The organism is Sphingomonas sp. LH128 (genome assembly GCF_000293195.2).
Classification (GTDB): domain Bacteria; phylum Pseudomonadota; class Alphaproteobacteria; order Sphingomonadales; family Sphingomonadaceae; genus Novosphingobium; species Novosphingobium resinovorum_A.
Genome location: NZ_ALVC01000017.1, coordinates 20,929 through 46,964 on the forward strand (window position 1 = coordinate 20,929; position 26,036 = coordinate 46,964).

General features: G+C 63.7%; 24 protein-coding genes and 1 pseudogene. 11 read left to right on the forward strand and 14 right to left on the reverse strand.

Annotated features, from left to right (window positions below):
- Positions 1-44: 44 nt before the first annotated feature.
- Positions 45-1,331 (reverse strand): sulfotransferase family protein, encoded by a 1,287-nt coding sequence (locus LH128_RS01925; protein ID WP_008827885.1) that lies wholly within the window; start codon positions 1,329-1,331, stop codon positions 45-47.
- Positions 1,328-2,110, reverse strand: coding sequence for an SDR family NAD(P)-dependent oxidoreductase (locus LH128_RS01930; protein ID WP_008827886.1), 783 nt, complete (start codon positions 2,108-2,110; stop codon positions 1,328-1,330). Before LH128_RS01930 ends, LH128_RS01925 begins: the two co-directional genes overlap by 4 nt.
- 431 nt (positions 2,111-2,541) lie before the next feature.
- Between LH128_RS01930 and LH128_RS01935 the strand changes: the two genes are divergently transcribed.
- On the forward strand, positions 2,542-3,345 hold the full coding sequence (locus LH128_RS01935) for a FadR/GntR family transcriptional regulator (protein ID WP_008827887.1): 804 nt from the start codon (positions 2,542-2,544) through the stop codon (positions 3,343-3,345).
- 96 nt (positions 3,346-3,441) lie between these two features.
- On the opposite strand, the gene LH128_RS01940 is transcribed toward LH128_RS01935, so the two are convergent.
- The 4 genes from LH128_RS01940 to LH128_RS01955 all read right to left on the reverse strand — a co-directional run bounded on the left by LH128_RS01940 (position 3,442) and on the right by LH128_RS01955 (position 10,600).
- Positions 3,442-6,015 carry a TonB-dependent receptor gene (locus LH128_RS01940; protein ID WP_008827888.1) on the reverse strand — a complete coding sequence of 858 codons (2,574 nt, stop codon included), beginning with the start codon at positions 6,013-6,015 and terminating at the stop codon, positions 3,442-3,444.
- 307 nt (positions 6,016-6,322) lie between these two features.
- Positions 6,323-8,593 (reverse strand): CHASE2 domain-containing protein, encoded by a 2,271-nt coding sequence (locus tag LH128_RS01945; RefSeq protein ID WP_008827889.1) that lies wholly within the window; start codon positions 8,591-8,593, stop codon positions 6,323-6,325.
- Positions 8,590-9,933: a FecR domain-containing protein gene (locus LH128_RS01950; RefSeq protein ID WP_236727511.1), complete on the reverse strand. Its 1,344-nt coding sequence runs from the start codon at positions 9,931-9,933 to the stop codon at positions 8,590-8,592. The genes LH128_RS01945 and LH128_RS01950 overlap by 4 nt, the downstream gene beginning before the upstream one ends.
- Entirely contained in the window at positions 9,914-10,600 is a 687-nt protein-coding gene (locus LH128_RS01955; RefSeq protein ID WP_036530845.1) for a response regulator transcription factor, read from the reverse strand. Before LH128_RS01955 ends, LH128_RS01950 begins: the two co-directional genes overlap by 20 nt.
- Positions 10,601-10,876: 276 nt before the next feature.
- On the opposite strand from LH128_RS01955, the gene LH128_RS01960 reads away from it, so the two are divergent.
- Positions 10,877-11,749 carry a sensor domain-containing diguanylate cyclase gene (locus LH128_RS01960; protein ID WP_008827892.1) on the forward strand — a complete coding sequence of 291 codons (873 nt, stop codon included), beginning with the start codon at positions 10,877-10,879 and terminating at the stop codon, positions 11,747-11,749.
- Positions 11,750-11,762: 13 nt separating this feature from the next.
- Here the strand turns inward: LH128_RS01960 and LH128_RS01965 are convergent, their stop codons facing one another.
- Entirely contained in the window at positions 11,763-12,677 is a 915-nt protein-coding gene (locus tag LH128_RS01965; protein ID WP_008827893.1) for a LysR substrate-binding domain-containing protein, read from the reverse strand.
- A 123-nt stretch (positions 12,678-12,800) separates the two neighbouring features.
- Here LH128_RS01965 and LH128_RS01970 point away from each other — a divergent pair, with 123 nt between their 5' ends.
- From LH128_RS01970 to LH128_RS01980, 3 genes are all read left to right on the forward strand, one after another.
- Entirely contained in the window at positions 12,801-13,604 is an 804-nt protein-coding gene (locus LH128_RS01970; protein ID WP_008827894.1) for a type 1 glutamine amidotransferase domain-containing protein, read from the forward strand.
- Positions 13,605-13,669: 65 nt separating this feature from the next.
- Entirely contained in the window at positions 13,670-13,966 is a 297-nt protein-coding gene (locus LH128_RS01975) for a putative quinol monooxygenase (RefSeq protein ID WP_008827895.1), read from the forward strand.
- A 14-nt stretch (positions 13,967-13,980) separates the two neighbouring features.
- Positions 13,981-14,994, forward strand: a complete 1,014-nt coding sequence (locus LH128_RS01980; protein ID WP_008827896.1) for an aldo/keto reductase — start codon at positions 13,981-13,983, stop codon at positions 14,992-14,994.
- 131 nt (positions 14,995-15,125) lie between these two features.
- Here LH128_RS01980 and LH128_RS34260 read toward each other — a convergent pair.
- A pseudogene (locus LH128_RS34260) lies at positions 15,126-15,350 on the reverse strand (IS21 family transposase); the annotation flags it as partial.
- Between the two features lie 10 nt (positions 15,351-15,360).
- Between LH128_RS34260 and LH128_RS01985 the strand changes: the two are divergent.
- Positions 15,361-15,504 carry an SDR family oxidoreductase gene (locus LH128_RS01985; RefSeq protein ID WP_008827897.1) on the forward strand — a complete coding sequence of 48 codons (144 nt, stop codon included), beginning with the start codon at positions 15,361-15,363 and terminating at the stop codon, positions 15,502-15,504.
- On the opposite strand, the gene LH128_RS34265 is transcribed toward LH128_RS01985, so the two are convergent.
- Positions 15,491-15,640, reverse strand: coding sequence for a hypothetical protein (locus tag LH128_RS34265; protein WP_327195021.1), 150 nt, complete (start codon positions 15,638-15,640; stop codon positions 15,491-15,493). The genes LH128_RS01985 and LH128_RS34265 overlap by 14 nt on opposite strands.
- Before the next feature lie 332 nt (positions 15,641-15,972).
- Between LH128_RS34265 and LH128_RS01990 the strand changes: the two genes are divergently transcribed.
- The gene (locus tag LH128_RS01990) at positions 15,973-18,468 is read left to right on the forward strand and encodes a TonB-dependent receptor (protein ID WP_172704882.1); all 2,496 of its coding nucleotides are present in this window, start codon (positions 15,973-15,975) and stop codon (positions 18,466-18,468) included.
- 140 nt (positions 18,469-18,608) lie between these two features.
- Entirely contained in the window at positions 18,609-19,670 is a 1,062-nt protein-coding gene (locus LH128_RS01995; RefSeq protein ID WP_008827899.1) for a YncE family protein, read from the forward strand.
- A gap of 115 nt (positions 19,671-19,785) precedes the next feature.
- On the opposite strand, the gene LH128_RS02000 is transcribed toward LH128_RS01995, so the two are convergent.
- The 3 genes from LH128_RS02000 to LH128_RS02010 form a co-directional block, all read right to left on the reverse strand.
- Positions 19,786-20,277, reverse strand: a complete 492-nt coding sequence (locus tag LH128_RS02000; protein ID WP_008827900.1) for a hypothetical protein — start codon at positions 20,275-20,277, stop codon at positions 19,786-19,788.
- 198 nt (positions 20,278-20,475) lie between these two features.
- Complete coding sequence (locus LH128_RS02005; protein WP_008827901.1) at positions 20,476-21,834, reverse strand: sensor histidine kinase; 1,359 nt, start codon at positions 21,832-21,834, stop codon at positions 20,476-20,478.
- Positions 21,831-22,508, reverse strand: coding sequence for a response regulator transcription factor (locus LH128_RS02010; protein ID WP_008827902.1), 678 nt, complete (start codon positions 22,506-22,508; stop codon positions 21,831-21,833). The genes LH128_RS02005 and LH128_RS02010 overlap by 4 nt, the downstream gene beginning before the upstream one ends.
- 234 nt (positions 22,509-22,742) lie before the next feature.
- On the opposite strand from LH128_RS02010, the gene LH128_RS33010 reads away from it, so the two are divergent.
- A complete protein-coding gene (locus tag LH128_RS33010; RefSeq protein ID WP_327195022.1) occupies positions 22,743-23,018 on the forward strand; it encodes a hypothetical protein in 276 nt (91 codons plus the stop codon).
- Positions 23,019-23,098: 80 nt separating this feature from the next.
- Here the strand turns inward: LH128_RS33010 and LH128_RS02015 are convergent, their stop codons facing one another.
- Positions 23,099-24,322: an MFS transporter gene (locus LH128_RS02015; RefSeq protein ID WP_008827903.1), complete on the reverse strand. Its 1,224-nt coding sequence runs from the start codon at positions 24,320-24,322 to the stop codon at positions 23,099-23,101.
- Between the two features lie 87 nt (positions 24,323-24,409).
- Between LH128_RS02015 and LH128_RS02020 the strand changes: the two genes are divergently transcribed.
- On the forward strand, positions 24,410-25,015 hold the full coding sequence (locus tag LH128_RS02020) for a TetR/AcrR family transcriptional regulator (RefSeq protein ID WP_008827904.1): 606 nt from the start codon (positions 24,410-24,412) through the stop codon (positions 25,013-25,015).
- A gap of 184 nt (positions 25,016-25,199) precedes the next feature.
- On the forward strand, positions 25,200-25,697 hold the full coding sequence (locus LH128_RS31175; protein WP_172704884.1) for an IS110 family transposase: 498 nt from the start codon (positions 25,200-25,202) through the stop codon (positions 25,695-25,697).
- On the opposite strand, the gene LH128_RS31800 is transcribed toward LH128_RS31175, so the two are convergent.
- Positions 25,677-26,036 carry an FAD-dependent oxidoreductase gene (locus LH128_RS31800; protein ID WP_081799253.1) on the reverse strand — a complete coding sequence of 120 codons (360 nt, stop codon included), beginning with the start codon at positions 26,034-26,036 and terminating at the stop codon, positions 25,677-25,679. The genes LH128_RS31175 and LH128_RS31800 overlap by 21 nt on opposite strands.

Here is a 26,036-nt window from a genome sequence, read left to right on the forward strand (position 1 = left end):
CATTCTCCCGAAGTCTTTTTCTGTGCCGCAGCGAAATCGGCTGCTCAGACCTTCACTTCCACCCGAACCGGAAAGCGGTCGAGGTAGAACGCGAAGCGCTCCCGAAGCGCCGGGATGTCGAGGTTGAAGTCACCGGCGAGGTCGTAGACCACCCGCCCGTCCTTGCCGCGCGGATGGCTGTCCATGTATTCGCGCATGTCGGCGATGCTGTCCTCGCTCCAGGGGAGCCCGGCGAACTCCAGCACCTTCTGCGCGGTCCCGACATCGTCGGCGATGACGTCGCCGAACAGGATATCGAGCCGCTGGCCCTGAGGCACCGTGTCCATGTCGCGCAAATACGCGCGCAGCATGCGCTCTATGCGATCGACCCAGTAGGCAACATGCGCCTGGATGTCCGGCTGCTTCTGGTGCGCGAGGACGGAAAGGCCCCGCATGGTCAGCACCGACTGCAGCAATGCCAGCGGGTCGCGGTGGATCTGGACGACGTAGGCGTCGGGATAGTTGGCGACGAGCGCGGGTATCTGCTCGGAATGCTGGTTGCCCTTGAGGATCCAGCGCCGGTCCGACGGGAACTGGTGAGCGATGGCCTTGAGCATCCGCTTGCCATAGGCATAGTGGGGCGTCTGGTCGTGGCCGAGCAGATGATCGCGCCAGCGCGGCACCTCTGCCATCCATTCCCACTGATAGGTGGTGAAATCGGGCATCTGCAGTTCGTTCTCGCCGCAGGCGTGGTCCGGCGAATGCTCGTGCATCGCGGCCATGATGGCGTTCTGCTTCATCCGGTCCCAGTGCGCGCTGGAACGCAGCCAGCGCGGATCGACCCCGTCCGGCCCCGGCGCTTCGCCGGGCGCGAGCACTGCCTCGGAGCCGAGGTAGACCGGCAGGTGGCGCAGCCGGCGATCGGCGGCGATCAGGTTCTCGAGATGCGTGGTGCCCGAGCGCGGCAGGCCGACGATGATGATCGGGCGGTCGATGACCTCGCGATCGACCTCGGGATGCGCATCGAGGTAGGCCTTGTTCTTCAGGCGGTTCGCGACCTGCTTGACGCAGGCGGCGCGGAAGTTCGCCTTGGCGAAGCGCCACAGGTTGGGATTGCTCCCGACCTCTTCCAGCAGCAGCCCCAGACGTTGGGTGAAATCGCCCGGCCCGAAGTCGGACAAGCCCGTCTGAGCCTGCGCGTCTGCAAGGACGGCTTCGACGGTCATGTCCAGCGGCTCGGCCTCGGCGGCCTCCAGCTCGGCCCGCCGCTCGGCGGGAAGCACCGGGTCGCGGAACTGCTCGACGCGGAAAACCTTGGTCTTGACCTCGGTTGCGGTATCGGACGTGCTCATGCGCGGCGCTCCAGCGAGGTGTTGAGCTTGCCGGCATTGGCCATCCAGCCGCCGTCGACCTTCACCAGATCGCCGGTGTGGTAACGCGATGCATCGCTCATGAAGTAGACCCCTATCCCTTCGAAATCCTCGGGCGCGCCGAACCGCGGGATAGGACAGCGCTCACGCACTTGTGCGCCGAGCGGGGAATCGGGGCCCTGATCCTTGACGGTCTCGCTCTCGGTGTATCCGGGGCAGACGGTGTTGGCCCGAATGCCATATTTGCCGAGATCGACGGCGATCCCCCGGGCCAGTGACGCCATCGCGCCCTTCGAGGCATTATAGTGCTGCATGCCGATCGAGCCGGTCACGGCGGACAGGCTCGCACAGAACAGGATCGATCCGCCTGCGTCGCCCGCCTCCGCACGGTCCCGCATATGGCGCGCGGCCTCACGGGCGAGGTAGAATGCGCCGTGCTGGTTGACCGACAGCAGCGAATGCCACGCCTCGCCGGTCATGTTGGTGAAGCAGCCCTGATTCATCATCAGGCCGGCATTGGCGATGGCGCCATCCACGCGGCCCATCGTCGATACGGCCTGCGCGAAAGCCTCGATCACCCGGTTCTCGTCGGACACATCGACTTCCTGCGTGAGCACCTTGGCGCCCAGGCCGCGCAGCTCGTCCGCCGCGACTTCATTCTTGTCCTGGCGCCTTCCCCAGATGACAAGGTCGCCGCCCGCCTTTGCAATGCCCCGGGCAAAGCCCAGGCCGATGCCGGCGTTGCCACCGGAAATAACCACGACTCGCCCCTGCAAGTCCCACGGTAGACGAGCCATCGCCGCTCCACTCCACTATCTGTTTTTCATCGGCCGAACGACAAGACCGTCTCGGCACGTGGATTAAAAACAGTATCCTTTATATATGTCAAGTCGATCAACTGGCGTGGCCTTGCCGCTAAATTCAAGCAACCATTCGGAATGAGCAGAAAAATGCACCACCCGCTCCATACCGGATCTGAGAGACACAGCAAGATCGCGGAGACGATCTACTTTCCTGAGGAATCAACCCGGACAAGCGGCGGCAACCTTCGTCCGCTCATGCCTTTCGTCGCAAACGATCGGCACGGCCTTTCAACTCCATGTGAGCCAAGAGAAATCATATTGCAGACCCTTGCTCAGAGCCCGAAATAGACATACAGTATACTTTAATTAGTCAATCAGGGTGAGGATCAATGGTGCGTCAACGCGGCCTCCCGCCTCACGGCGGCAAGGAACCCGCGCGCCTCTCGCGATCGGTGCTGCACAGTCTGATGCAGGATCTGCGCGATGGCCGGTACGAACGCGGAGAACGGTTGCCGGCGGAACGCGTTCTCGCGCAGGCTCTGGGTGTCAGCCGCCCCATCATTCGCGAAGCTCTGCACGCGCTCGACCTGCTCGGCGTGGTCGAGACGCGAGTGGGATCGGGCACATATGTCGTCGATGCGCATCGCGACCTCGGCAACCAAGTCCTGGACGCTTCCGCCTTCGAAGTTCTCGGCACTCTCTCGACTCTGGAATGCTCTGCCCTGATTCATGCTGCGGGCCTAACCGACAAGACACTGCTGGACGCGCTTGCGGAAAGCCTGGAGGGGGCAATCCGCGCGGATGCCGACTTCGAAAGTTGGCACCATGGTCTGGCGGAATTCCACGTCACCCTCGCGAAAGCGGGAGGAAACGAAGTCCTCAGCCTCATGATCGGGCAGCTTTGGCAGGTCCGCCTCGGCACCTCGACAACACACAGTCTTGTCCAGCGGGCGTGGCTGGCGGGATCGCTTGCCGACCACGAAACCCTTAGGCGGCTTCTGGCGGCCTTGCAGGCCGGCAACCACGATGTGGCGGGCCGGGAACTCAGGGCCGAGCACGACCGGGTCCTTGCAGCGGTCCTCGACATCCACGCCGAGGACGAAGTGGCGCGCGCTCGCGAATCCGTATCGCAGTTGCGCGCGAGATTCGTGCTGCCGCCTGCGGGATTCGGGCGCATGCCCACGTCCCGGTAATCCCAGAAGGAACACCGGCATGGCGAAAGTACATGCCTTCAATTGAGGGCCGAAGCGGCAATGCCCGCTTCGGCCCGTCTTCGTGCATCCTGCCAGTCAGAACGTGTAGCGCACTCTCGCACCATACATTCGCGGATCACCGTAGTACCGCGACGTGAAGCCGCGCGAACCCGAAAGGCTGCGTGCCTCGTAATACCGCTTGTCGAATGCGTTCGTCACGAAGACCTGGAGATCGACGGGGGCGTCGAACGGCTTCTCCCAATTCAGGTTGAAGTTGACCAGGTCATAGCTTGGCGCAACTTGCGTATCGTAATTGGGATCCGAGGGGGCGAATACGCTGTAGACCCGGTTCGGCAAGGACGCATCCCTGCCGTAAAAGACCGAGCCAGTGTAGACATACGTAGCACCCAGGCTGACCTGACCCACCGAGTCGGGAAGCGGAAGCGTGTAATTGGCCGTGACCGAGAGTTTGTGGTTCGGCGTGAACTGCAGGCGGCTTCCCTCGACCGGAGTGCTTGCCACGAGGTTGTAGCCGCCAACCGGCTGCGTCGAGAGATCCGGCGCAATGAACTTGAGCAGCTTCGTGTTGAGATAGGCGTAGCTGGCCTGAAGCGTGAGGCCCTCGAACGGAGAGATCGATGCTTCCGCTTCGAGGCCCCAGATCCGCGCCTTGCCGGCGTTGACCACGGCCGGGCCAGAGGGCAGGTTCGGCGCGATGCCGTTGGTATCGACGAACGAGACCTGCAGCTGCATGTCCTGGAAGTCGTTGTAGAACCCGGAAAGATTGAAACTGCCCGGCATCGCCCCGTGCCAGCTCGTCTTGATTCCGCCTTCATAGACATCGACGCGCTCGGGCTCGTAAGTCTTGAAACCTACTGCCGCCAGCGGGCTGACCGACCCCTGCCGGTAGCCTCTTGCATACTTCGCGCAGACCATGATGTCCGGCATGATCTTGTAGTTCAGCCCGATCATCCACGTCGGCGCCTTCGAGCTCTGGCTATAGCGCTCGAGGCACGTCGCGGGTGAGCCGCCATACGTGAGGGCGGGATTGGTGCACGTGAACGTCGGGGTGTTCCAGCCCGTCGCCGCGGCATAGGACGCCACCATGTTGGTGGAACTGCCCATCGTCTTGTCCCAGGTATAGCGGATGCCGGCATCGAGCGTCAGCGCGGAGGTCAACTTGTAGCTGCCCTGCGCATAAGCGGCCATGTTGCGGAACGCCACGCGGCCGACATTGAAGTTTCTGCTGCCCGTGGCGGTCGCCGCGCCGGTGACGGCCGAGGCATCGGTGCAGGCAAATTCCGCCCACTCCGCTTCACTGTCGCACAAGACCCCGTTCATGCTCTGCGAGCCCGCCCAGCCGAGCGGCAGGCTGCGCTCATAGTAGAGGCCGGCCTGCCAAGTCAGGTTGCTGCCGAAGTTGGTGCCCTGAAACTGCAGTTCCTGCGTGAACGTCTCCTGCTGTCCACTGTGAAGGCCCGGCGGGCTGATCGATGTATCGCTGCCCCAGCCCTTCCCGACATACTGGCTGGGCACGTTGACGGTCCTGAAATAGGGCGCGGTGCTGGTCGGAACCCGCAGCGTGTTGCCGAGCGGAACCCATACGCCGAACAGGTCGATCGCCTGGTCCTGAATGATCTGCCCATAGCTGTTGATATTCTTGATCGTGAGGTTGTCGCTGACCTGCCACTTCAGCGAATTCACGATCTGCCAGGTCTCCAGCTTCTGGTACGCCCATGGCAGGGCGTTCGTTACCGTGAGGTCGCCGGCATCACGCTCGCGCTGGATTTGCTGGCAACTGTACCCGTTGGGACCGTTGGTGGCGACGCCCGCGGCACTGCTGGCATAGCAGTCGGTCGTCCTCGAGGCCGCGCCGTTGGTCTTCGAGCGGGTGTAGGAGATGACCGTGTAGTTCTCCACGTTGTCCGAGAGGTCGGCGACCGCGCTCACCCGCGCGGCGACATAGCCCACGTCCGCGAAATCGCGAGGACCGACACCCGAGATGTTGCGCAGATAGCCGTCGCGCTCCTGCGTATCGACGCCGAAACGCAGTCGGAAGCTCTCGCTGACGGGCAGGTTGAGCACTGCCTGCACGCGTTTCATATCGTAGTTGCCGGCGGACGCCTCGACATATCCCTCGAAGTCGTAGGTCGGGCGATTGGGGACGAGGACAACCGCGCCGCCGGTCGTATTGCGACCGAACAGGGTCCCCTGCGGCCCCTTGAGAACCTGGACGCTTTGCAGGTCGAACAGATGGCCCGGGCCCGCACCGTCGCCCGAGGCGCTCAAGGGCGAGGAACGCGGCACGACCGCATCCGCGAAATAGACGCCAACCGAGGTCGTGGTGCGCGCCTCCTGGGTGAACCCGCGGATGGCAAAGGAGGCAAAGTCGGCCCCGTACCGCGAGTTTGCCGTCAGCGACGGCGTGTAGGTCGCGAGATCCTTGGCGGAGAACACGTTCTGGCGATCAAGCGCCTTCTGGTTGAACACCGTCATCGAGATCGGCACGTCCTGGAGGCGTTCCTCGACGCGGCGTGCGGTGACGATGATGTCGCCCGCAGAAGGAGACCCGGCGTTGTCGTCCCCGCCCTGATCCTGAGCGATAGCCGCCTGTAGCGGGGTCGTCGCAAGCGTGGTGGATGCCAGGAGCACCAGCGCGGTCTTCTTCATTTTCTCTCCCTCCGAGCGAGACGCGGTTCGCGCTCACCGATGATTGCCCGCCCCGACTGATCGCGGGTCACGTTTCTCTCGTGCGGCGGCCTCCCGTTGCTGAGGCAATCGGGGATACGACCAATTAAGGGACCTGTTATCTTGAATTTTGAGATTCTGTCAAAGCGCTGTGGCGATTTCAGGTTACTCTAATCAAAGCTCGACGTAACGAAAGACCTTGCTGAGGCTGCAGTGCCCACGGAATGGTCCGATTATTGGATGCGTCGATAGCCGAGCCCGTTGCCGCCCTGACAAGGCTCGTCACCGATCATGGAGTGCAATCCGTCGACGCAGGATTGGGGTGCAGAGGCAGCTTCAGCAGAAACGCGGTGCCGCGTCCCGGTTCGCTCTGGCATTCGATTAGTCCGTGATGGCGGGTCATCACCGTGTGAGCGAAGCTGAGCCCCAGACCCGCACCGTTGATCCTCGGCCCCAGGCCAACCGGTCCGCGGCGAAAGCGCTCGAAGATCGCCTGCCGCAGACCCGGCTCTATGCCCGGCCCCTGATCCTCGATCGCGCACACTGCCCAGTACGCCCCATCGCCACGCGGCTGACAGGACAGCGAGCAGGTGATCGTGGTCCCTTCCGCGCTGTACTTGATGGCATTGCCGATGACGTTGACCAGCACTCTGGTCAGCAACGAGCGCTCGACCGTGACCAGCAGCCGCTCGTCCGCGTGGGTTACGATGCCGATCGATTTGGCCTTCGATTGCGGCCAGAGATCGTCGATCGCATCCATCAGCATGTCGCCGAGGTCCACCTCCTCTAGGGCGTACTCCAGATTCTCGGCGCGGGCCAGTTGGACGAAGCCGTCCGCGAGTTGCAGGGTGCGTTCCGCGTAGTGCCGGATCACGCCGGATTCCCTGGCCGCAATGCGGTCTGCAGGCGCGGTTTCAAGCACGGCCAGAATGGACGCCTGGGGTGAGCGCATGTCGTGGGTGAGCAGTTGCACCACGTCGTCGCGTTGTTTCTGCGCGGTCTTGGCGTCGCTGATGTCGACGAAGCGGATGACCCAGCCGACGCGCGTACCCTCCGCCGAAGTCTGTCCCGCCATCCCGAGAAGGAAGAAGCGCCCCTGATCGAGCTGGACCTCGCAAGCGAGCGGTTCCTCAGCGGACGGAGGAAAGCGAACCGGATCGCCGCTGCCGATGAGGCGGCAACGGCTCAGGATCGAGACCGCGCCGGTCTTCTCTTCCAGTCCTCCATCCGGGCTGGCGAAGAGCTTGCGCGCGGCGACATTCGCCAGCAGGATGTCGCCGTTCAGATCGGCCACGATCGTCGCGTCCGGCAACTGGTCGAGGCGATCGGCCACGAAATGGCGCATCTCCCGGTTGCGGGTGATAGCTGCATTCAACAGTGCGATCGTGTAGGCGACGCCCCTCTCGGTATGAACGACGTTCCTTTGCGGAACGAGCATGGGCTGTTCCTGCAGGCGTTCGAGCTGCGTGCGCATGAACCTTTCGGTCGCCGCGAGCTGTCTCCAGCCCCAGACGGGATAGGCCAGCACCAGCCCGGCCAACGCAGCAGAAGGCGGCAGCCAGATGCGCAGCAGTATCAGGGCGCAAAGCGAGAGGCCCAGCACCAGCGCCGAGCACAGCGCCAGGCAGGTCAGCGCCGGCATCCGCCTGAACGGCCCCAGCCCCATCATCAGCATCCACAGCGGCAGCAGTCCCGCGATCAGGCAGGCGGACAGGTCGGCCTGCGTCATCATCGTGCCGCCGCGCAGCCCCTGAAGCAGATAAGCCTGGATCTCAAGCCCGGACATCACGCCGCCGGCAGGCGTTGCGTACCGGCTGCCGAGGCCCGACGCCGTCACGCCGACGAGCACGATCTTGCCCTTCAACAGTTCGGCGGGCACTTCCCCGGCCAGAACCGCTGCGGCCGAAACCTCCGGCCAACGCCCGGTGCCACCGCCGAACGGTATCAGCCCGGCCTGCGATGAGACATGCCCACCCCCGGCAAGGGATTGCGCCATGACGCGCATCAGCAGCCGCGCCCCGTCAGGCCCTTCATCCGAACGCGGCGCCGCGCGCACGACACCGTCCGCATCCGGCGCGATGGTGGCGGCGCCGATCCCGGCGGCAGCCTTACGAAGCGATTCTATCGGAAGGATGGTCGTGGCGTCGTTTTCGGATGAAGCACCCGGCAGGACCGGCAGGAAGACGGGAGCACCGCCCGCCATAGCCCGGGCCATCGCGCCTGCCAGCGCATCGTCGTTGGCCGCATCGGTCGGCTCGGTGAAAAGCACATCGTAGCCGATCGCCTTCGCCCCCGCCGCGTTGAGCCGATCGATGAGCGCGGCATGGGTCGCGCGGTTCCATGGCCAGCGACCGATCCTTCCCACGCTGTCGTCATCGATCTCGACCAGCAGGATCGCATCGGACGACGGCGACGGAACGAGTTGCAGCAGGTGATCGTAGATGCCGTTGTCGAACCGCTCCATCGTGCGGTCCATCGTCATGAGCATGACCAGCAGGCTGGTGACGATGACAATCAGCCACCACTGGGTACGCAGCTTGAGATGCCGCCGTAGCCTCACCAGTTCCCCTCTACCCTCAACTCGCCGTAGTCCGACCATTGGGTGCTGACCTTGCCGTCGACGATCCGGCTTGTCTGCACGCGCCAGCGATAGCGGCCGCGCGGCAGATCGATCACCGGCTGGGACGTGTTCGAGAGTTCGGGCAGATCGACCAGCGGCTTTGCCTCCCGGCCTGCCTTGGCAAGCTGGAAGCGGAACCGTGCGCCCGACACATCGTGCGCGTTCCACCAGAACAGGTATTGGCGATACGGCCCCGCCCAACCCATCTCGATGCCCATGCGCAGACCTTCGAGACGGCGCTGGAAGGAGAACGTCGCGGGTACGCCCTCCAGTTCGTTACGGTCGATAGCCGTTGCCCGCACGAAGTAGGCGCCATCGGGCAGCGAGGCGAACCGCACCTCTGCAGATTTGCTGGTCGCCTCGTCCAGAACCTCGAGGAATCTTGCGTCGGCGGCGATCTGCACGTGGTACGCCGTGGCGCCGGGCAACGGCTTCAGGGCGAAGTGCAGGCCCTCGCCGGTCTGGGCCGCGTCCGGCCCAAGCAGTTCGGGAGCAGGCAGCAGGGCGACCGGCTCCGACAGTTCACTCGTCGTTCCGAAGCCTGCGGGCAGCGTCTGAGTCTCGTTCGCCTCGGCATCGAAACCGACCTTGCCTTCCAGAACCTCGCTCGTCGCCAGCCCGGCGTCGGCATCATAGGCCATCCGGAACTTCGTGCCGCGCACCGAGGTAATGGCCCGGGGGGTCGAGAACCGGAAATCGCTCTGCGGGTCGGTCATCGGCGTGACGGTGGCGCTCGCACCGCCCCGTTCGATGCCGAACAGCCGCTCGACGTGGCTGTCGAACACCAGCCGGCGCAGGCGCTGCACGCGCACCGCCGACTGCGACGGCAGGGCGATGGTCGTCGCGTCGGGCAAGGCGAGCGTGACAAAGGACTTCTGCCCGGTCTCGATGAGCATCCCCTCGCCCACCGTCATGCCGACGGCCGCCGGCTTGCCGCCGATCCGCACCGCGCCGCGAACGCTGTGCACGGTTCCCCTCACCGGCTCGTGCCTCAGTAGTTCGCGCGGGATGACGAGCACCATGCCCACCGGCAACCGCAGCGGATCCGCCACCCGGTTGAGCCGTTGGACGATGCGATAGTCTTCGGTGCGGATGAAGTAGTTGGCGGCCAGCCGAAAGAGGTTGTCTCCGGGCCGGACCACATAACGCACATCAGGACGCGCCGGCTCCACCACCGCAGAGCCGTCGGGCCGGGCGACGGCCATCCCGCCGGGAACCGCCGCCAGCAGCAGGAGGGCGGCGCTCGCCCATGCGCGGGTTCTAAGATGCCAGGGCTTCAAGTCGATATCCATACGAGTAGATCGGGACCAGCTTGACGCCGTTATCCGGGCGAAGATGCAGCTTGGTCCTGACGTTTGAGATGTGCACGTCGAGGGTTCTAGTGGGGAGGTTCGGGTTGCGTCCCCATACGGCTTCGAAAATGTAGGCGCGCGCCAGAGCGCGGTGCATGTTCCTGAACAGGAGCAGCGCCAGCGCGAATTCCTTCGCGGTCAGAGCAATCGGCTCTCCGGAGAGTTCGACCGTCTCGGCCCGCGTATCGAAGCAATAGCTGCCGTAGTGCTCGAAGCCCGAAAGGGCCGCGGGATAAGCCCGACGCGCCAGGGCGCTGATCCTCGCCTTGAGGACCACCGGCGCGACCGGCTTGATCACGTAGTCATCCGCACCGGCGGTGAGCCCGGCGACGATATCCTCTTCCGCCGACCTGCTGGTGAGCATCAGCGAGGGCGGGGCGATCTCCAGATTTTCGCGTACCCAGGATATGACTTCGAGCCCGGACAAGCCCGGCACGTTCCAGTCGAGGATGAGGACGTCGTAAGTCGATCGGTGCAACGCCCGCACGAGAACCTGACCGTCGCCGAACACTTCGCAGGAATGGCCCGCCTCTGCGAGCGTCATCTCCACAAGCCCTGCCAGGGCCACATCGTCCTCAAGTATCGCTATCCGCACGGCTGCCCTTTGTTGCCCCTGCGCAGGGCCGAGACTTCGCCATAGCAGTGCCGATGCCGATTGCGAGGCGGCGCGGCCGGGCTTTGCAATGTTTTACAGGTGGTGTCTCGAACAAGGGCAGGTCCGATTTTGCATTTCTTTACATGACAGTCTCCGAGCACGGCGCTTATGCCGCCCCTCAAGCTAACTAGGGAAACTCCCTAGAGAACAAGGCGATGGTTGGCGGGGCCGGATAAACGGCTGCAGTATTTCCGTTGCGAGCGCCCCTGGAGGATCGTGGAACACCTGTTCGGATCGACGTCGCTGGCGGCCTGCATGCTCGATCGCGATCTTACAATCGGCAAGGCCAGCGAAGCGGCTGCAGCGATGTTCGGCATGCCCACGCTGCTGGATCGGCAAGCCGGCGACCTCGTCCCCGGCGCCGCGCCGGTGCTGCGCCGATGCTTCGAACTGGCCGACCTTGGCCTGCCTCTTCCCGACCACCGGTTCATGCTGGGCGGGCGGGATTACGCCGTCACGTTTCATCCGGTACGACACGCCGACCTCGGCATTTCCGCATTGCTGACCATCGCCATGGACGTGACCCGCAGCCTCCGGATCGAACGGGTGCTCCGCACTTCGCGTCGACGCCTTCTAGTGGAATCGCGCCAGGACCACCTTACCGGACTGCTGAACAGGCGTGGCTTCGATGCCGCTCTGGATCGTGAAGTCAGGCGGGCAAGGCGCTCGGCAACACCGCTTGCGCTGCTCATCGTGGATATCGACTGGTTCAAGCCCTACAACGACAGCCTCGGTCATCAGGAAGGCGATCGATGCCTGCGGCTCGTCGCCGATGCACTTGGAACATGCCTGCGCCGCGCCAGCGATCTCGCCTGCCGCTATGGCGGCGAAGAGTTCGTGCTCATCCTGCCTGATACCGATGCCAGGGGTGCAATCGCAGTGGCCGCCAACTGCCAGCGAGCAATCGAAGCCCTTGCGATCGCCCATCCGGCCAGCGTTCATGGACGGATCACCGCCAGCATCGGGATCGTCGGAGCGAATGCCGGATCCGTCCCGGCCGACCCGGCGCAGGTGTTCGCTCAGGCCGACGCCGCCTTGTACAGTGCGAAACGCAACGGCCGAAACCGTTACGAGCTGAACGGCCTTTGACCATCGACGTCGATTAGGAAGTACCTTCGGCTTCGAAGCGCCGCACCACGTCGGTGATCAAGGATCGCAGCCAGCGATGTGCCGGGTCGTGCCGATAGCGGACGTGCCAGGCCATCTGGACCGGAAAGGTGCCGAGATCGACTGGAGCGGGCAGCACTTTCAACCGCGGGTCGTGCTTGAGCCGACTGCAGATCAATCGCGGCAGAGTGGTGCAGTAATCGGTCACCGCGACCATCTCTGCCACCGCGAAGAAGTTCGTGACGGAGATCGCCACGTCGCGCTTCAACTGCTGCTGGGCCAGCGCCTGGAACACGCCGGAGCGGACGCGGCCGGGCGGCATCACGTTGACATGGCGCAGCCGCTCGAACTGCTCGCGGGTGATGGCATCGCCGACCTCCGGATGATCCGCACGCACCACGCATTCCAGGCTCTCGTCCATCAGGTGCTGGACGACGAGATTGTCCGGCGGATCGACGATCCGGCCAAGTACCATCGCCGTCGTGCCGGAGATGGCCCCGGTTTCGGTAAGGTCATTGCCATAGGGGGTAAGCCGCAGCTTGATGCCCGGTGCCACCTCGGCGAGTTTCGCGACGATCGCCGGGACCAGCACGAACTCGACATAGCCGTTGGGCGCGATCGTGAAGAGCCGCTCGGCCCGCGCAGGATCGAAATCCTGCTGGCCGAGCACCGCATCGTCGAGCCGGGCAAGCGCCTCGGCGATCCCCGGCGCCAGTTCGAGAGCGATGGGTGTCGGCTGGATTCCATAGCGCTCGCGAATGAAAAGCTGGTCCTGCAGCATGGCCCGCAACCGGCCGAGCGCATTGGAGAGAGCCGGCTGCGTCATGCCCAGACGAATGGCGGCGCGGGTCACGTTGCGCTCCTCCATCAATGCCACGAAGATCGGCAGCAGATTGAGATCGTAACGCATCCAGTCATCATCTCATCGGTATATCTAAAATCCAAGAAATAAAGTTCTGGAATAGCCACGAACACGCCATCTTCGGGGCATCGGCGGATCGTCGCCGGATGCTGACAATCGAAGGAGGTTCAGATGACCAAGGGTAAAGTGCTCGTACTTGGCTCCAATGCCACGCAAATCGAGGTTCTGGGCGGCCACGCTGCGACCGGACAGTACCTCAACGAAACGGTGGTGCCGGCGATGGCCCTGATCGCGGCCGGTTACGAACTGGTGCTCGCGACGCCGAACGGCACCAAGCCGATCATCGACCCCGCCTCGGATTCCGCCATGCACTTCGACGACGACGTCGCGGCCTATGAGCAGGCGAAGGCGTTCTACGCGAACGATCCGTCGATGAACGCAGTGCGCACACTGCGCGCCGTGATCGCCGATGGCCTCGACCAGTTCGCCGGCGTGTTCGTGCCGGGTGGTCAGGCCCCCGTAGTCGATCTGATGCAGGACGCCGAGACCGGCACGATCCTGCGGCATTTCCATGCCAAGTCCAGGCCGACCGCCCTGCTTTGCCATGGCCCGATCGCGCTGGTTTCGGCGATGGCGAATGCGCCGGCCTTCCGTGCCGCGCTGATCGCCGGAGATGACGCCGGTGCGCGGGAACTGGCTGCGGAGTGGCCTTATGCCGGCTACCGGATGACGATCTTCTCCGCCTCGGAGGAAACCTATGTCGAGGAGCAGGTGCTCCAGGCCAAGCTGTATTTTTCCATGCCGCAGGCGCTGAGCGATGCGGGCGGCGAGGTGATCGTCACGCCAGTCGACTTCGAACCCCACGTCGTCATCGACCGCGAACTCATTACCGGGCAGAACCCCCGCTCGGACCACCAAGTCGCGCGGGCCTTGATCGAAGCGCTCGACCGGGCCTCGCAAGAGACAGATGCTTGAAGACACGTATGACCGGCGGGGCACTTCGCATTGGCCCCGCCGGACCGCCAGCAAGGACAGGAAAGATGACCGATACCATCAAGATCATGGCAATCCTCACCGCCAGGCCCGGCCAGGGAGAAGCGCTGCGCGCCCTGCTCGACGGCATGATCGCACCCAGCCGCGCCGAGGCGGGCAACCTGCGCTATGACCTCTGGGCCGATCAGGCTGCGCCCGACCGGTTCGCTCTCGACGAACTCTATAGAGACAAGGCCGCGATCGAGGCGCACCGCGCCAGTCCGCACTTCCAGAATTACCTGTCGCACATCAACGACCTTGCCGATCGTGTCGCGCTGACGCTCGATCCGCTGGCGGTCGCCTGAAAGGACCCCTGACCATGGCTCTCCAAGATATCCTGCCGGGCAAGCTCGGCTTCGGTGCCGCGCCGCTCGGCAACATGTTCCGCGACATTCCCGAGGACGAGGCGCTCGCCACGGTCGAAGCCGCCTGGAACGACGGCATCCGCTATTACGACAATGCGCCCTTCTACGGCGCCGGCCTTGCCGAACTGCGCATGGGCGAGGCATTGGCGGGCAAGCCGCGCGACCAGTACGTCATCAGCACCAAGGTCGGCCGCATCATCCTTGACGAACTGGAGGACGTCAGCGCCCGCCAGCAGGGCGAAAAGGCCCGGGTGTTCGCCCATGGCCGCGCCAATCAGATCGTCAACGACTACACCTACGACGCGACGCTGCGCTCGATCGAGGACAGCCTGAAGCGCCTGCGGACCGACCATATCGAAATCGCATTCGTCCATGATCTTGCCCAGGACTTCTGGGGCGATCTGTGGCTGGCGAAATTCGAGGAAGCCCGCACCGGCGCATTCCGGGCGCTCGACCGCCTGCGGGACGAAGGTACGATCAGGGCCTGGGGTCTGGGCGTCAACAAGGTCGAGCCGATCGAACTCGTGCTCGGCCTGGAGGAACCGCGCCCCGACGCCTTCCTGCTTGCCGGCCGCTACACGCTGCTCGACCATGGCCAGGCGCTGCAGCGCGTGATGCCGCTGGCTGCCGCGCGCGGGGCCGGGATCGTGGTCGGAGGGCCGTACAGTTCGGGTGCGCTCGTCGGCGGACCGAACTTCGAATATGCTCCGGCGACGCCCGATATCCTCGAGCGGGTCGCACGGATCAAGGCCATCGCCGATCGCCACGGGATCAGCATGAAGGCGGCCGGGCTGCAGTTCTCGCTTGCCAATCCGGCGGTAGCGGCGGTGATCCCGGGCGCCAGCCGGCCGGGCCGCATCGCCGAGGACAGCGCGGCGCTTGGCGAGACGGTGCCGGTGGACTTCTGGCACGAACTGCGCGTCGCCGGGCTCGTCGATCCGGCCGCTCCGCTGCCGGGTGGTGCCTGAGGCACGGCAGGACAATCCGCGCGCGGACAGCCGGCGGCAGTCCGCGCCGGGTCGTGACGACCAGATGGACGATGCCCTGCGCCCGCGTCATTCAGGCAACACGCGGACCAGCGTTCCGGCGCGCAGCGCATCAGCAGATAAGCCCCCACGAAGAAGGCCCGGCTGCCATTCAATTTGAGGTGCGCCGCCTGCAGCTTCGTGCGCACCCCCGTAAGGATCGCCCAGTCCTCACTCTAGTCGAACTGAAAGGCTTCATCCGGTACGAACGACAGCGGCACGAACGTTCCGCGGCCGCTCATCTGCTGCTGCCGGTGATAATCCTCACGCCAGTTCCGTGCGAAGGCCGCGACATGGTTATCCGTACCAGTGAACAGCAGCGGTGCCGCCGTCGATCAGAAAGTCGCTGCCTGTGATAAAGGCGCCGCCGCCGTGCTGTGGCTGTGCAGTCCGGCAGCAAGCTTCGTGATCGGCGCCGCGCTGCCGGTCGACGGCGGCTTTACCGCGCACTGATGATGCCGGACGCCATCTTCAGCCGGCGAACCGCGATCTCGATAACCGCTGCCGCCACCATCCCGTGGCCGCCCATAGCAGGAGCGAAGACGATGACTACCGAACCTACCAACGCCCGCAAATCCTTCGGCGACATTGCGCCGCATCTTGCCGAGATCACCGACAAAGTGCTGTGCGGCGACGCCCATGCGCTTCACACCCACAAGATGGGGCGCAGGCTCCGCTTACTTCTCGGTGGCGCCGGTCAGCGAGGCATTGATCAGCCTCGGCGGTTCCCGCCACGTCGGTCACGCCCCGCGCAAGGGGAAAACTGGAAAGCTCGGACCAAATGTTGGGAATCATTAATTCTACGCCCGGAATCATAACAGGAGCGTCACAGATCGAGTTCAGCTGACACGCTTGGGTCTCAGGAGCGAATTATCCGTGTCAGCAAAAAATCTCATCCCGGCTGCGGTGGCGGCATGCATCATGCCTATCGTGTTTGCGGCGCCGGCCCGCGCGGAGGACAATGACGACGGTTCCACCATCGTCGTCAGCGAGGCTCGCCAAGCCAAGACGGCGCGCGACGTGCAAAAGGCGGCGCCCAATCTGGTCGCCATCCAGTCAGCCGAAGCCATCGCCCGGTATCCCGACGTGAACGCGGCCGAAGCACTTAGCCGCATGCCGGGCGTAGCACTCTCGATCGACACGGGCGAAGGCAGGTTCGTGAACATCCGCGGCCTTGACGGGAATCTCAACGGCGCGAACTTCGGAGGCGTGGTCCTTCTTAACACGCAGCCGGGAGGCACCTATTTCAACGCCGCGGGCCGAGCGGTCGAATTCGATACGATCCCGATCGGCGCAATCGACCAGATCATCGTCACCAAGTCCGGGCTGCCCGACCATGACGCCGAAGGCATCGGTGGCCAGGTCAACCTCGTGCCACGCACCGCGATCGGCACGAAAAAGCCCTTCGCCGAAATCACCCTGGGCAGCGGCATCGAGACGGATCGCAACACCGGCCTGTACCGCGACGAAATCGTCGTCGGAGCACCTTTCGGCGGGACCAACGCCGATGGCGACGCGCCGTTCTCCTTCGTGCTCAGCCAGTACCTCTACAACGACAAGCGCAGTTTCGACGACCTTGAGGCCGCTTACGTAGACGACACCAGCGTCGCGCCCGACAAAGCCTACAGTGCCCTGGAGATGCGTCGATACGCCTACGATCGCCGGCGCTTCGGCTACTCGGGCGAGCTCGACTTCACGCCGGACAGCCAGCAGCGCTTCTACCTGCGCGCCAGCCTAGCCGGCTACAACGAACATGCTTTCCGCAACCGCCTGGAAACCGACTTCAACGGCGTCCAGTCCATAGACCCGAAAAATCCCAACGGCTTCGTCGCCCAGCAGACCAACGGCGTGAAGACTTTGCGCGACTACGACGAGACCCACAAGAACCTCGTCATCCAGGGCGGCGGCGACAACCATATCGGCGTAGCGCATCTGGAATATTTCGCCGCCTATTCGCGGGCGACGTACGACAAGCACTACGACTACAACTCGACCTACGAAAACCCCAACGACTACACCAGCACTTACGACAACATCACCAACCCCGATTACCCCGCGTTCGCCATCACCTCCGGCAGCGGCTTCTACGCGCCTTCGAACTACGCACTGAGCAAGATTTCCAACGCGGTCGAACACGATCGCGACGAGGAATACAGCTACGCCGCCAGCGTCGCGGTTCCGGTCGGCCTGGCTGCGGGCGACGAACTCAAGGTAGGCGGCAAGCTGCGCTACCGGCACAAGGTCGCGCTTCCGTACTCCGGCACGTTGACCCCCGGCTCGACTTATCTGCTCAGCGACAATGCCTCGCTCAACACCGTCGATGACTTCTACGGCAACGGCTATTCGATCGGTCCGAGCATCGGCAATACCGCCCTTCGCAATCTCTACGGCTCGACTGCAATGGCGCTCGACGAAGGCAACTATTTCGACGATCACGAGGACGTGAGCGCCGCCTTTGCACAATACCGCGGCACTTTTGGACCGCTCGGCGTCCTGGCCGGGTTACGCTGGGAACACACCAAGGCAAGCTACAGCGGCATCGGAGACTACGTGAGCGCCGGTAGCGTCGTGCACGGACAGATCACGACGAACCGCAGCTACGACAACGTCTTCCCGACGCTGCAACTGCGCTATCAGCCCACCGACCGGGCGGTCCTGCGCGCGACCTATTCGACGGCCATCGCCCGCCCCGGCTTCTACCAGACGCAGCAATCGACCGGTATCGACGTCGGCAACTCGGTGGTTTCCACCGGGAACCCCGACCTGAAGCCGATCACCTCCAATAACTTCGATGTCAGCGCCGAGTACTATCTGCCCGGCCACGGCATCATCTCGCTGGGCGCGTTCGACGAGGAACTCAGGAACTACATAGTGACCTTTGCCTCGCGTCAGACCGGCTATCCGGGACTGAGCCAGTCGCAGATCTTCCTTGTCCAGAGCTATGCCAACGTCTCGCACGCTCGTGTTCGCGGGATCGAGGGCCAGTTCGTCGATCACTTCACCCGCTTGCCCGGCCTGCTCGGCGGCCTTGGTATCGACGGCAACTTCACATACGCCAACAGCAAGGTGGCCTTGCGGCCCGGCGAGACCGTGGCCATGCCCGGGACCTTCGGATGGACCTGGAACGCGGCGGTCTTCTACGAACGCGGCCCGGTCAAGCTGCGCCTGGCATCGCAATTCGAGAGCCACGTGTTGTTCGGCATCGGCAGCACCAGGGCCACCGACGTATTCCAGGACAGCCGCACCACGCTCGACGCGAACGCCAGTTACGACGTGACGCAAAACCTGCAGTTCTACGCCAACGCCAAGAACCTCACCAACGCGCCTTTGCGCTTCTACGAGGGCACCCCCAATCGTCCCATCCAGCGCGAGTTCTATGACCTGACGCTCGAACTGGGTGCAAAGCTGCATTTCTAAAGGCTGAGCGGGCGGGCGGGCAGCCCCTGCGCGCCCGCCTGCCCCCATCGTTGGGAATAGCCAACTTGCACCGCCCCGCATGCGCCGCTTCAAGAAGCGCGGGGCCCAACTCAACGGCATTATCAAGGATTTTCTCAGACATGATCAGCTCATCCCCCAAGACGCTGGCCGGGATACTTGGCCTCTGCGGATCGGCCGCGCTCGCCGCGGCACTGGCAACCCCGGCACAGGCAGCGCCTGCCCGCGCCCCCGCTTCTGCCTTCGTCAGGTCCGCCAGCATCCCGGCAGGTGACGACAGCTGGGATTTCGCGACCTGGGACGCGGCGACGCACCGGCTGCTAGTCGCCCATGGCAACGACGTGCTGGTGGTCGATCCGGACGCCCGCCAACCGGTCAAGGCCATCGGGAAAATTGCCTATGCCCACGGCGTCCTGCCGATCCCGGGCACCAATTCCCTGCTCGTCAGCAGCAAGAAGGACGCCAGCGCGCGTATCCTCGATGCTTCGACGGGAGAGCAGATCGCCAACATCGCGATCGGTGAAGATCCCGATGCCGAACTGATTTCGCCCGACGGCCACACCGGCTACGTCATGGATGCCGCCGGCGGCGCCGTCTCGGTGATCGACCTTGTCACCTACAAGGAAACCGCGCGTATCCCGGTCAAGCCGGGGCTCGAAGTCGCCGTCGAATATGCGCCCGGCAAGATCGCCGTCAACAACGAGGACGAAAACGAGATCGAACTGGTCGATACGCAGGCGGGCCGCATGAGCGGCATCATCGCCCTGCCCGGCTGCACTGGCCCCACCGGTCTCGCGCTCGATCCGAGCACGGGCCTGGCGCTTAGCGCATGCGCCAACGGCAAGGCTTCCCTGGTCGATACCCACACCGGCAAGCAGGTCGCCCTGCTTTCGATCGGCCTGGGTCCGGACACCGCCATCTGGGACGGGCAGCACAAGCGCTTCATCGTGCCCTGCGGCAAGAGCGGCACTGTCTCGGTCATCGCTCTCAAGGGGCGCAAGGCCATGCCGGCATCGACCTCGAAGTCGGAGACGAGCGCGCGCACCGGTGCCTACGATCCCGCCACCGGCCGGCTGTTCCTTCCCGCTGCCAGCTTCACGCCAGCCACGAACGGAGGAAGGGGAACGATCGTGCCGGGCAGCTTCCACATTCTCGTCATGGCACCGGCCAGCCATCACGGCTGATGCAGATCAATCCGGCCCGGCCATGGCGCAAGACCATACCGGGCCGGATTGGACGAGGGTGGCAGGCCGGCATCATGGGGGAAATACCGACCTGCCAAGGGGCATGGGGGCGCCCCTACCGGAACAACGCGGCGCGTGACGGGATTTGCCGCGCCATTTCGTCACGAATGCGTACCGCACGCTCCAGAGCAGCCTTCTGGCTGTCGCCTTCGTGCCAGGGCGCCATGATTCCCACGGCACCGATCGGCCGACGCCGGGCATCGCGCAGTTGCAGCAGCACTCCGATGCGAACGCCATCCTTCTGCACTTCGACCAGCGGCTTGCCGGTCCGGGCCACTCCGACATCATCGTCCCCGGAAATTTCACCCAGATCATCGGGAAGATGCGCCGCCACGACCGAATTCGTATTCGAGCCCGGCGGGGTCACATGCAGCAGAATGTCGAGCAGGCCAGGGTTTCGCGTCATGGTATGCGCCACGAGCGCAGTCGCCTTCGGAGCATGGGCAGGCGTTGCAAGATGTTGAGGCGCAGCGAGCGCCGCCATCGAGACGGTCCCTCCAAGGATGGCGATGGCCATCGCGGCAAGGCGGGGGGAAGTGCACTTCATGCAGGATACTCCATTGCAGGATCCGGCGGGCCGGCATCGACGCTGCGTTCGGCTTCTTTGGCGGGAGACCGCCGACGGCAAGCCGGTCGCCTTTCGTCGCTGCCTGCAATAAAGCGCAGGAACCCGCCATGCTCCAATTACCATTTCCCAATGTCGGCAAGCCGGTGGAGGTCCCGCGCGCGGATCACCCGCCCAGGGTCAGGCCCCATTACTCACACCTCGGCAGGGCAGATGCATCGTGGCGCGCAGGCCGGGCCGAGCGTCCGCCAGTTCGAGCCAGCCACCGTGGCGCCGAGCCACGGCATCGACCAGCGGCAGCCCCAGTCCGAAGCCGGGCGTCGATCTTGCGGCGTCGAGCCTCACGAAACGTTCAAGCGCCCGCGCGCGGTCCGCGGAATCGATTCCCGCACCATTGTCACGTACGGACAGCAGCACTTCGCCATTTCCCGAAGCCAGGGTGATCTCGACCTCACTGCCGACAGGCGTGTGACGGCTCGCATTCTCGAGAAGGTTGGAAAGACTTTGCGCGATCAGGCTCGACGAGCCGACGATGTTCATCCCCGGCTCCACCAGCCAGCCAAGGCGCCTTCCGTCTTCGGCGAATGCCGGTTCGTACGTCTCGGCAACCCTGTCTGCGAGTTCGGCCACATCAAAGGGCTGCATCTGCAACGCGCCGCCGCCCTCCACCTCGCTCAACTGGAGAATAGCGCCGAACAGGCCGAGCACATCCTCCACCTCCCGCGTCGCCCGGTCGAGTTCATCCTGCACACGCCCCTCCTGGCATGCGTCGGCCGCATCCTCGATGCGCTGGCGCAGCCGGGTGAGCGGCGTGCGCAGATCGTGCGCCAGCGCGCCGGAGACCAGACGGAGATTTGCGATCAGAGCCTCGATGCGCGCAAGCATATGGTTGAGGCTTGCCGCCAGATGGTCGAATTCGTCCCCCCTGTCACTGACCGGCATGCGCGCGGATACGGCACCGTCGGCGACGGCATAGGCTTGCAAGGCAATTCGCCCGAGCTTGTCATGCAACAGTCGGGCAAACAGAAAGGCGCCCAGAAGCCCCAGCGCCAGAACGCCCAGCAATGCCCCGACGAACGACGTCTCCATCCTCCGGTCGATCCGGTCCATCCGCTCGCTGTCGGCCGCGACAAGAAGCAACAGGCCACCGGGCACGTCGCGCGCCACGACACGGATCGTATCCAGCCCCTCGTCGCGGTCCTCGAACTGCATCGTGTATTTGCCCGGACGGGGGCGTGGATGGGGCAGGTTTCCCGCGATTTCCTCCCCTTTCCGGTCGTAGAGCGCGTAGATCAGCTCGTCGCTGGTGTTCAGCCGAACGCGGGAGCCGACCGCTCCGACCAGCGCCGGTGTGCTGCCCTTGCGGAATTCGGCAAGGAGACGGTCGGCCTCGTCGTCGAGATCCACGTCGAGTTGTTGCTGAAAGGCGTGGCGCATGGTCCAGAAGGCGCCGCCCCACAGCCCCATGACACCCAGGGTGAGACAGGCTGTGTAGGCGAGCGCCATGCGCAGTGTCGCGCTCTTGTGCCAGCGGATCACACCGCGCGCATCCGGTAGCCGACTCCGCGAACGGTCTCGATGATGTCTTTCGCGCCGCCTTCCGCAAGTTTGCCGCGCAGCCGGCTCATGTGCGTCTCGACAATGTTGGTCCGCGGGTCGAAATGGAATTCCCAGACCGTTTCCAGCAGCATGGTCCGGGTAATGGTCTTGCCACCGCCCCGTATCAGTTCTTCAAGCAGGGCGAATTCGCGTGGTTGGAGCGCTATCCGCTCGCCGCTGCAAGTCACCTCGCGCCTGAGCAAATCCATCCGAAGTACCCCCCACATGAGTTGGGTCGTGCTACCACCGGCGTTTGAACTGCGGCGACCCAGCGCCTGGACGCGCGCAGCCAGTTCCGCAAACGCGAACGGCTTGACAAGATAGTCATCCGCGCCCGCTTCCAGTCCTTCGACCCGGTCTTCTATGCGGCCCAGTGCGGTAAGCAGCAGCACGGGAACATGCACCTGCGCGCTACGCAAGGCTCGCAAGACCTGTATCCCGTCGTGTACGGGCATCATCCTATCCAGCACGAGGACATCGTGGTCGTGCAACTGGGTTATCTGGAGCGCATCACGGCCGTCTGCGGCCACGGTGACGCTATGACCGAGATCGCGAAGCCCACGCGCGACAAATTCGGCCGCCTGGGGATCGTCCTCGGCCAAGAGAATACGCATCGACAGGTTCCTCGCGTGCCAGCTAATATACACGGGTTGCGAAGCACCATACCGGCCTGGGCGCTCCCTGTGTCATGCGCCTTATAGGTCGAGGGCCACCGCCCAATAAAGGTCGATGGCCAAACATTGGCAAATCACAACTTACCTCTGGGAGCAGCCGGGGCGCACGAGCGATTCCACCTCGTTTAAGGGTTGCCTGAACTGCGCAGCGCCGAGGGGAATCACAATCGCTCTATGACAGTTCCTGCCTTGCGGGTGCGCATTCCGCTCCTGACAGGATTGCTGCTCGCCAACCCACTTGGCGCCCGCGGGCCAATTCATTCGCAATGTAAAAATATGGCTAACCACGAAATTGAGGTCGTCTACTTCGATGCGCCGTCGGTTGTGAGGACCACGCTTGAAAGCGGTGCAGTCAGGATTCCTCGTGTCTTCGCAGACTTTCAGAAGGTACAGCATATCGACATGGCCTGTTACGGCAAGAGTGGCCATTCAGTTCACGACCTAGGCTAAAGCTGTCATTCCCGCAGCTTCGCTCGCTCAAGCAAGAGAGGCCGAAAGTCGAGGCACGCCACCCAAGCAGCCGAGTTAAATCAATGGCCTATGACCGTCATGTCTCCCGTGCGGCTTCCTGTGAGAAAGCCGTGCGCATGTGATGACCATGCAACCACGAAGCTAACGCATGTCAACGCGAGCATGGCCCAGGGAAATGCTGCGACACCCCAAGTCTGAAGCATAAAACCGCCAGCAAGGCCTCCCGCTGCGATCGCACCGTTCCAGGCAACGACATTCATCGACAGAGCCGTGTCCGCGCTGTCGCCGGCAGCATCTGCGAGGGCGGTCTGGAGCAAAGTTGCCGCGCCGCCAAAAGTCAGCCCCCAGATCGCAGTGCAGGCGTAGATGACGATGACGGACCTAGCGCCCAGCACAAGTGTCACCGTGACCAGTGCAAACAAAGCAAGACTCGCCAGCACGGTCGACCGCAGGAAATGGTCCACCAGCTTCCCGGTCAACCATATTCCGGCCAACGCGGTCATGCCAAATGTGAGCAGGACGAGATCCACACGGTCTGCCAGGCCAGCAGGCGTCACGAACGGCGCCACGTAGGTATAAAGGATGTTGTGTGCGAGCATCCAACTGACGACGACGCCCAGGACGGGACGGACCCCCGGTGTCGCGAGAACGCGGTAAAGCGGCATTCGCGCGCTGCGGGCCTGACCGGGATAATCGGGAACCTTCGCCAGCACCCACAGGATCAGCACGATCGTCAGCAGTGACATTACACCAAAAGCAGAACGCCAGCCGACTGCGGCACCCAGCCAAGTTCCGAAGGGAACACCGAGTGACAAGGCTACAGGCGTTCCAACCATGGCAATCGCCATCGCTCGGCCCTGTTGTTCGGGTGCAACCATCCGGCGCGCATATCCCGCCAGCAGGCTCCAGGCCAACCCCGCCGACATGCCGGCCATGAAGCGGGCGGCCATCGTGAGCACAACGTCGTGCGAGAGTGCAGTGATCGAATTGAAGACGAGGAAACCGACAATCGTCAGCAACAACACGCTGCGCCGCCGCCACCCCTGCGTCGCAATGCTGAGCGGAATGGCAGCGATCAGCGAACCGATCGCATAAGCGGTAACAGTTTGTCCCGCGAGCGCTGATGAAATGTCCATGCTCGAGGATATTTGCGGCAGCAGTCCAGCCGGCAAGGTTTCGGTGGCGATGCAGATGAAGCCAGTCATCGCAAGCGCGAGAAGTGCGGAAACTGGCATGGGATCACTTGCCCGGTTGCATTCTTCGTTCGGCATGGAAACCTTCATACTTATGGATTGATCGATCCATAACTACGCAGGTGACAGCCGAATGGCAATGATTTATAGATTGATCAGTCCATAAATGAGGATTGCATGCCGCGCACAGGACGCCCACGCACTTTTGACCGAGACGCCGCCATCGATGCGGCCATGACGCTTTTCTGGGCCCAAGGTTATGAGCCGACATCCTTGTCGCAGCTCAGGTCCAGCATGGGGGGGCTATCGTCGGCCAGCTTCTATGCGGCTTTCACGTCCAAGGAGGCGCTGTTCCAGGATGTCGTGGACCGTTATATCGGATCCTATGGTCAAGTGACCGCAAGCCTCAAGGACGATACGCTCGCCCCGCGCAATGCGATCGAGACGGCATTGCGCAAATCGGCCGCTATGCAAACGGCGCAGTCGCATCCCCCAGGCTGCTTGATCATGCTTGGCGCCAACAATTGCTCGCCAGAAAATCGGCAGGTCGAGGCGATCCTGGTACAGGAGCGTCAACGCAACCGCCAAGGGATCGAACGGCATGTCGAGAGAGCCAAAACGAACGGAGAGTTGTCACCCGGTACTGACACGGCCGCAATGGCACGGATGTTTAGCACCTTCCTGAGCGGTATGTCAGTCGAAGCCAGAGATGGCGTACCTTTATCGCAGATTGACGCAGCGATTACGTCGTTGATGCGGCTTTGGGATCAGGCTGCTGTCTGACGCTGGGGCTGATGCGTGACTGACGGGGAGCGAACGCCGGATCATAGGACACCGCATAATTCACGTAGCCACCCTCGTGCATGGTACGAAGTCGCCTTGGCGCTTCAATGCAGGAGGGTGCCCGATGTCGATGCAGGATTAGATGTGAGTGACAAGACGACGCATATCTGCGTGGTCGATGCCGATGGTAAAGTTTTTCCGATGCGATGTTGTCGCGAGCGATCCCGATGTTTTGGCCAAGTGGCTGCCCCGGCATTGCGCGGATCTCGTGCGCGTAGTGTTGGAAACACGAACGCGATCGACCTTTCTCTATCATGGACTGGCCGAGCGTGGTGTCGCGGTGGAGTGTATATGTGCGCGGCGCGCCAAGGGCGTCCTATCTGCACGTGTGAACAAGAGCGATGTCCACGACGCAGAGGGACTTGCTCAGCTGGCACGCACCGGCTGGTTCAAACGAGTCCACATGGTGGCGTTGGCCACGCATATCGCCCGGGCCGCGCTGCGCATCCGTGCTCAGCTCATCACCGCGCGGACATCCATGGCCAACCAACTGCGTGGACTATTAAAGCTATTCGGCCTTCGTATCGGCACCGCCAGAACACCCGGCCGTCGGGCAGAGCGACTGGCGGCCTTCTACGCCCAGCGCCCTGACCTGAAGGCGCTATTTACCCCTCAGGCTTGAGGCAGGAAAATGGCCGAAGCCAGGACGTTCGCTTCCCGGCAGCGTGCAGGATGCACAGTCGCCGATCGCGAAAACGCGCGGGTCCGAGACCGACCGCAGCGTAGGGGTAGTGAGGATCTGGCCCGTGCGCGTCAGTTCCAACGTGCCGAGCTTGCCGGCGATCGGCGTGGCGCGAACCCCCGCCGCCCCACACCATGAGGTCTGCCGGGATATGTTCGCCGCTCTTGGTGCATCGGCGGTCACTTCGGTAACGGGAACCTCGGTCAGCACGCGGACGCCCAATGTTTCCAGTTCCCGCCGGGCCGCGTTGGAGAGCCGCTCGGGCAAGGCGGGCAGGAT